Source organism: Actinomadura fibrosa (assembly GCF_900659615.1).
In the GTDB taxonomy this organism is placed as follows: Bacteria; Actinomycetota; Actinomycetes; order Streptosporangiales; family Streptosporangiaceae; genus Spirillospora; species Spirillospora fibrosa.
In genome coordinates this window covers 49686-55685 of sequence record NZ_CAACUY010000045.1, presented here as the reverse complement: position 1 = coordinate 55685, position 6000 = coordinate 49686, and the positions used below count along the sequence as shown (strand labels likewise).

Here is a 6000-nt window from a genome sequence, read left to right as displayed (position 1 = left end):
CGGCCGACGAACGTCGTGCCGGACGCGGGCAGGCCCGCGACGCGGCCCGGCTCCCGCACCCCGGCGCGGGCCAGCTCCGCCAGCGCCCACCGGTCGGCCGCGCGGTGCTTGCGCAGCAGCGACGACACGTGGCTCTCCACCGTGCGCACGGAGATGTGCAGCCGGTTCGCGATCTGCGCGTTCGACAGCCGCGCGCCGAGCGCGGCGAGCACCTCGGCCTCGCGCTCGGAGACCCGGTCGGCGATCCGCTCAGTGGATTCGTCCGCCACCGCAGGCCCCTTTCCGTGGCGGTGTCCGTGGTGGTCCGCGGCCGGCACGGATGACCGCGGACCCGCTCCGGCCGGACCCTGGAGGCATGCCCGGAAGGAGCGGAAGATGAGGAACACCTTAACCGCGCGTCCCACCACGGACCTGGACGAACTGGTCGGCGCGGTGCGCGCGGCCGTCGCCCGGAACACCGGCTGGCGCGAGACCGCGTCCGCGGTGGCCGATGCCCTGCGCACGCACCCGCCGTCGCTCGACCTGCTTCCCGCGGACCTGCTCGCCGGGGAGCGCGGCACGTACCGCAGTCACCGCCTGCACGTGGAGCCGGACGGCTCGTTCTCGATGGTGGCCATCGGCTGGCAGCCCGGCGCGGTGACCCGCGTCCACGACCACGTGACGTGGTGCGTGTTCGGCGTCCTCGCCGGCGTCGAGCACGAGGACCTGTACACGCTCTCCGAGGACGGCACCGCCCTGATCGAGGCCGGGACCACCGCGAACGCGACCGGCGACGTCAGCGGCTTCGCGCCGCCCGGCGACGTCCACCGCGTCCGGAACGCCGGCGACGGCCCCGCCGTCTCCCTGCACGTCTACGGCACGGACCTCGGCCGCATCGGCTCCAGCGTCCGCCGCTACTACGATCTCCCGATCCGCGGCGGCGAGGCACGTGAGGAGAACAGCGCATGACGGTCGGACGCCTGGACAACGTCGGCATCGTGGTCGACGACCTGGAGGGCGCCATCGCGTTCTTCGCCACGCTCGGCCTCGAACTGGAGGGCAGGGCGCGGAACGAGGGACCCTACGTGGACGACACCGTCGGGATCGACGGCGTCGTGTGCGACATCGCGATGATGCGGACCCCGGACGGCTCCGGCAGGCTGGAACTGGCGCGGTACCGCACCCCCGCCGCGGTCGCGCCCGAGCCGGCGAACCCGCCGCACAACACACTGGGCATGCACCGCATCATGTTCGCCGTCGACGACATCGACGAGGCGATCACACGGCTGAGCGCCCACGGCGCCGAGCTCGTCGGCAAGGTGGCGCAGTACGAGGACACCTACCGGCTCTGCTACCTCCGCGGCCCCGCGGGCATCATCGTCGCGCTGGCCCAGCGGATCGGCTAGGACGCCCGGTCCCGGTGGGCGGTGACGATCCAGGCCCGCGAGTCGAACCAGACGCCGTCGTCGCGCTGGTGCGCGGTGAGCATCTCGCGCAGGCGTCCGACCGCGCGGGCGGAGCCGGCGGGGTCCAGCCGGTTCAAGGCCTCGCTGGTGCAGGTGAAGCCGCGGACCCAGTCGAGGGCGGCGGCCGCGTCCGGGCCGTAGTAGACCGGCTCGTGGACGTCGGCGAAGGCGATGCCGGAGAACCCGGCGGCCTCCAGGATCCGTTCCACGGCCGGCGGGTCGGCGAGCGAGAACGCGTCCGGGCCGGTGGGTGCCCGCCGTGCGGCGTCCCCGAGGGCCCGGCGGATGGCGACGTCCCATTCGTTGCGTTCGGGGGACTGCCAGACCATCATCACCAGGCGTCCGGCCGGGCGCAGCGCCCGCCCGATGTTGGCGAACGCGGCGACGGGGTCGGCGAAGAACATCGTGCCGAACCTGCTCATCGCGAGGTCGAAGCGGTCGGGCGGGAAGCGGTGGGACTGGGCGTCGGCGTGCTCGAACGAGACGTTGCCGAGCCCCTCGCCGGTCGCGAGCTCGCGGGCGCGCTCGATGGCGGGCGCGGAGACGTCGACCCCGAGCGCGCTGCCCGCCCGTGCGGCGCGCGCGGCCTGCCGGGTCGTCCGTCCGGTCCCGCATCCGATGTCGAGGACGCGGTCGCCGGGCCGGACGCCGCAGGCCCGCCGCAGCACCCGATCGTGCCGCTGGAGTTCGGCGTCGTAACCGGACCCGTGCCCGCTCGCGGCGTCTCGCACCGTCGTCCTCTCAGGGCTTGCGGCCGATGCCGCCGATCGACGACATCGACAGGGACTCCGCCCCGGCCTCGTCGGGGCCGGGGCGCCACCGGTGCAGCGGCACCATGCCGGGCGGCAGCAGGTCGAGCCCGCGCATCAGCTCCCTCACCTCGGCGGCGGACCGCAGGTTCGCGCGGGTCCTCGCGCCCCGGATCGTCTTGGTGGTCTGGAAGAGCTCCGAGAGCCGGCCGGTCGCGTCCGGGTCGCGGTCGCTGACGGCGTGGGACAGCAGCAGGAGGCTCCCGGACGGGACGCGCGCGACGAGCCGCCGGACGATGTGCTCGGCGACGTCGTCCTCGGGGATGGCCGCGAGGACCGAGTGCACGATGAGCCCGACGGGCTCGTCCGGCCGGATGGTCGAGGCGATGACGGGGTGCTCGAACAGGGCGTCGGGATCGCGGGCGTCGGCGCGCACGATGCGGGCCGGCCCGTCGATGCCGAACGTCGACGCCGCGTGGACGGCGACGACCGGATCGTTGTCGACGCAGACGAGCCGGTGGTCCGCGGCGATCTCCCCGAGAATCTCGTGGGTGCTGCCCTGCGTCGGCAGCCCGCAGCCGACGTCGATGAACTGCCGCATGCCCGCGGCGACGAGCGCCTCCACCCCGCGCCGCAGGAACCTCCGCGAGCGCATCACGATCTGCCGCAGGTCGGGCGTGATCCGCAGGGCCTGCTCGGCGAGCTCCCGGTCGACGGCGAAGTTGTCCTTGCCCCCGCTGAGGTAGTCGATGACGCGCGCCTCGTTGGGGATCTCAGGATGGAAGCCCGCATGTTCGTCCGACCATGTGGAAGGCATTGACCGACCGTAGCGCGGGCTCGTGTCAAACGGGGCCTACGCCGCGAAACACGCGTCCTGTCTCAGGCGGTGACGTCCTAGGCTGCGGGGCATGTGCGAGACGACCGCCGGACCCGGCGACGTGACGGCCTCCCTGCCGAAGCCCGCACCGGGCGAGGCGGTCGATCCGATCCGGCTGGAGCCGGTCGACGAGGTGGAGATCGTCACCCTGGTGGACAACGTGTTCGACGCGCTGCTGACCGGCGACGAGCGCACGCTGCGGCCGGGAAGGGGCGCGGGCATGGTCGCGGCGCCGCAGTTCGAGGGCGGCCGCACCCCGGCCGGCATGATCGCCGAACACGGCTTCTCCGCGCTGGTCCGGGTCCGCCGCGGCGACCGGGTCACCGCGCTGCTGTTCGACACCGGCCTGTCCCCCGGCGCGATGGTCACCAACGCCGGACGGCTCGGCATCGCGCTGGACGACCTCCACGGCGTCGTCCTCAGCCACGGCCACTTCGACCACGCGGGCGGGCTCGCCGGTCTGGCGGGGGCGCGCGGCGTCCGCTCGCTGCCGATGGTGGTGCACCCGGAGGTGTGGACGCGGCGCCGGATCGCCGTCCCGGGAAGCCCCGCCGACGAGCTGCCCACGCTGAGCAAGCGGGCGCTGAACGGCGAGGGGTTCGAGGTCGTCGAGCGGCGCGTGCCGTCCCTCCTCGTGGACGGCTCGGTCCTGATCACCGGCGAGGTCGACCGGACCACCGGCTTCGAGCGGGGCATGCCGCCGCCGCACCAGGCGTGGACCGGCACCGGCTGGGTCCACGACCCCACGGTGATCGACGACCAGGCCCTGGTCGTCCACGTGCGGGGACGCGGACTGGTCGTGCTGACGGGCTGCGGCCACGCGGGCGCCGTCAACATCGTCCGGCACGCGCGGCGGCTGACCGGCGTGGAGCGGCTGCACGCCCTCGTCGGCGGCCTGCACCTCGGCGGCCCGGCGTTCGAGCCGGTCATCGCCCCGACGGTGGCGGCGCTGACCGAGCTGGCCCCCGATCTCGTCGTCCCCGGCCACTGCACCGGCTGGCGCGCCCAGCATGCCCTCGCCGCCGCCCTGCCCAGCGCCTGGGTGCCGGGCGGCAGCGGCACCACCCACCGCCTGACCGCCGGTGCGGCGTAGCGGCGGCACGCGGTACCGGCGGGTCAGGCACCCCGTATGCCCGGCTCGCGTGACCCCTTCCATCCGGCCAGCGTGACCGACCTTTCCGGCGTCGGGATGACCGTCACGATGCGGTCGGCGTCCACGGTGTCGACGCGGCACTCCTCCGGCGGGCCGAGGGCGAAGACGTCCTCGGCGACGCGCATGGAGTCCCCTCGGGTCTTGAACGGGTCGATGTGTCCGGACCAGTTGGACGACCAGATCGTCTCGCCGGTGTGGACGGCCTCCGCGACCGCGTCCAGCCAGCCGGCGAGGTCGCGCGGGCCGGAGGGCCGGAACGGGCGGTAGATCACCGGGTGGAACAGCGGGCGGAGGTCATCGGCCGTCCGCAGCCAGTTGGTCTCCACCGAGCCGATCGACAGTGCCGCCTGGCCACGGCTCGCTTTGACCACCTTGCAGGTCAGACGCTCGTGCAGGGGTCGGTCGGACTCGGGGGCCGCGAGAGGCGTCCCCAGCAGGGAGCCGATGAGCGGCCCCAGCCAGGCGTGCAGCGCGCCCGTGCTATCCACCCGCGGTTCCTGCAGAACGGGCGGCAGGAGCAGGGGCCACACTCCGAGTGAGAAGGCCCCGACGGGCACGGACGACACCTTGAGCCAGCGCGAACCGGTCCACGCCTCGAACGCGCAGAAGCCGTTGGAACCGAAGCCGTCCAAGCGGATCTCGACCGGAGCCGCGTAAGGCAGATCCCACAGCTCCACGCTGAGGGACACGTCGAGCAGCGTGCGGGCGATCTCGTCGAGCCAAGCCGCCGTCTCCACCGGGCTGGAGAAGACGCCGCCCCACGGCACGACAGGCTCGGCGTCCTCCTCCGGCTCCACGTGGATGCCGTATTGGCCGTTCCGCTCGCCTCCTCCCGCACCGCCGAACCACATGAGGCCCGGGCTCGCGGCGACGGTGACGTCCGTCCCGCTGAACCGCGTGAGGAGCTCCGCGACCTCCTCGACGCCGGACAGCGGACGCTCGAACTCGTACGGCCGGTAGCCCGCTTCGACCGTCTCGTGCAGGACGTGGCCACGGACGCGTCCGCCGTAGATGAGCCGCTCCCACTCGCGGATCCACTCGACCAACTCGATCGCATCCGGATCCCAGGTCAACATGCGCATTCCTCCCGGCAGCGCTCAGCCCGCTTCCCGGGGCAGTAATCGGACGAGGTAGGCCCAGGCGGCCTCCAGTTGCGCGGGCGAGTAGCAGCGGGCGCGCTTGGCGAGGGCCTCGTCCTCGTCGGAGTGGTCGTAGGCGGTGGTGAGGGCGGCGACCTGGAGCTGCATCCGGCAGGCCTTCTCCAGGAAGATCGCGGTCATGACGGCGGTGGGGACGTCGGGTCCGGTGGTGACCAGGCCGTGCCGGTGCAGCAGCAGCGCGTTGCGGTCGCCGATGGCCTCGGCGACCGCCGCGCCCAGGGCACGGTCGCGGATCAGGTCTCCGGTGGCGGTGAAGCGGGCGATGTCCGGCGGCCAGAACAACGTGCCCTCATGGCCGACCGGACGCAGCGCCAGGCCCGTGGCGGCGAAGGCCACGGCCGCCTCGGCATGGCTGTGCACGACCGCGCCGACATCGGGACGCGCGGCCATGATCTCGGTATGGATCGGATATTCGAGGTGGACGCGGCCCTGGCCGTCCAGGCGCGTCCCCTCGCGGTCGATGAGCACGACCCGCTCGGGGGTGATCTCCTCCATCCCGTAGCCCGCCGCCTTCAGCCAGACCCCGGCGCCGCCGGGATCGCGGAGGGACAGGTGGCCCCAGATCAGGTCGGCGTTGCCGTGCGCGGCCAGCACACGGCAACCCACGGCGACCTCC

8 protein-coding genes are annotated in these 6000 nt (G+C 73.5%); 3 read left to right on the top strand and 5 right to left on the bottom strand.

The genetic code is table 11. From position 1 onward, the window contains the following. The coding region (locus E1300_RS18015; protein ID WP_207399814.1) for a response regulator transcription factor at window positions 1-269 on the bottom strand (269 nt) is incomplete at its 3' end. Window positions 270-375: 106 nt separating this feature from the next. On the opposite strand from E1300_RS18015, the gene E1300_RS18010 reads away from it, so the two are divergent. Further along, on the top strand, window positions 376-948 hold the full coding sequence (locus tag E1300_RS18010) for a cysteine dioxygenase family protein (protein ID WP_131758176.1): 573 nt from the start codon (window positions 376-378) through the stop codon (window positions 946-948). A gap of 11 nt (window positions 949-959) precedes the next feature. Further along, on the top strand, window positions 960-1385 hold the full coding sequence (locus tag E1300_RS18005) for a VOC family protein (RefSeq protein ID WP_207399817.1): 426 nt from the start codon (window positions 960-962) through the stop codon (window positions 1383-1385). Here the strand turns inward: E1300_RS18005 and E1300_RS18000 are convergent. Beyond that, window positions 1382-2176 (bottom strand): class I SAM-dependent methyltransferase, encoded by a 795-nt coding sequence (locus E1300_RS18000; protein WP_131758174.1) that lies wholly within the window; start codon window positions 2174-2176, stop codon window positions 1382-1384. The two genes, E1300_RS18005 and E1300_RS18000, sit on opposite strands and share 4 nt — an antisense overlap. A 10-nt stretch (window positions 2177-2186) precedes the next feature. Further along, the gene (locus E1300_RS17995) at window positions 2187-3011 is read right to left on the bottom strand and encodes an SAM-dependent methyltransferase (protein WP_131758173.1); all 825 of its coding nucleotides are present in this window, start codon (window positions 3009-3011) and stop codon (window positions 2187-2189) included. 91 nt (window positions 3012-3102) lie between these two features. On the opposite strand from E1300_RS17995, the gene E1300_RS17990 reads away from it, so the two are divergent. Then, window positions 3103-4164, top strand: a complete 1062-nt coding sequence (locus E1300_RS17990) for an MBL fold metallo-hydrolase (protein ID WP_131758172.1) — start codon at window positions 3103-3105, stop codon at window positions 4162-4164. Between the two features lie 23 nt (window positions 4165-4187). On the opposite strand, the gene E1300_RS17985 is transcribed toward E1300_RS17990, so the two are convergent. Together E1300_RS17985 and E1300_RS17980 are read right to left on the bottom strand one after the other, a co-directional pair. Beyond that, entirely contained in the window at window positions 4188-5300 is a 1113-nt protein-coding gene (locus E1300_RS17985) for a hypothetical protein (RefSeq protein WP_131758171.1), read from the bottom strand. A 21-nt stretch (window positions 5301-5321) separates the two neighbouring features. Continuing rightward, window positions 5322-5990, bottom strand: a complete 669-nt coding sequence (locus E1300_RS17980) for a class II aldolase/adducin family protein (protein ID WP_242619217.1) — start codon at window positions 5988-5990, stop codon at window positions 5322-5324. Window positions 5991-6000: the final 10 nt, after the last annotated feature.